Annotated in this window: 1 tRNA gene; it reads left to right on the top strand. The window is 35.1% G+C overall.

Annotated features, from left to right (window positions below):
* The first annotated feature begins 2 nt into the window (after positions 1-2).
* Positions 3-75: transfer RNA gene (locus QOS03_RS09310), tRNA-Phe, on the top strand.
* The last annotated feature ends 290 nt before the right edge of the window (positions 76-365 follow it).

Below are 365 nucleotides of genomic sequence, written 5' to 3'. Positions count from 1 at the left end.
ATGGCTCGGTAGCTCAGTTGGTAGAGCAACGGATTGAAGCTCCGTGTGTCGGCGGTTCGATTCCGTCCCGCGCCACTAGCCATTTTATTATCGTTCAGCCACGTTATGATAATGGGGCTGAACGATTTTTTGATTTAAGAGAAGTTGAATTGAACGACTCAAGCATAAACTACATAATCAGTAATCGAATTATTGGTATAGTCTGTAAAACTTATATCTTTTCATATAAATGATATTATATGATATGTTTTTTATTTAGCACCATTGGTGCTATTTTTTTTTTTTTTTTCCTAAATTTCAAGAATAAGTTAGCCACTGGACTCAAATAAATAATACTGACCAATTGATTATTGGTTGATGGAGCT

This window comes from Limosilactobacillus pulli, from assembly GCF_947381555.1.
Classification (GTDB): Bacteria; Bacillota; Bacilli; order Lactobacillales; family Lactobacillaceae; genus Limosilactobacillus; species Limosilactobacillus pulli.
The sequence above is the reverse complement of the archived record's forward strand: the minus strand, read 5'-3'. Positions and strand labels throughout refer to the sequence as shown.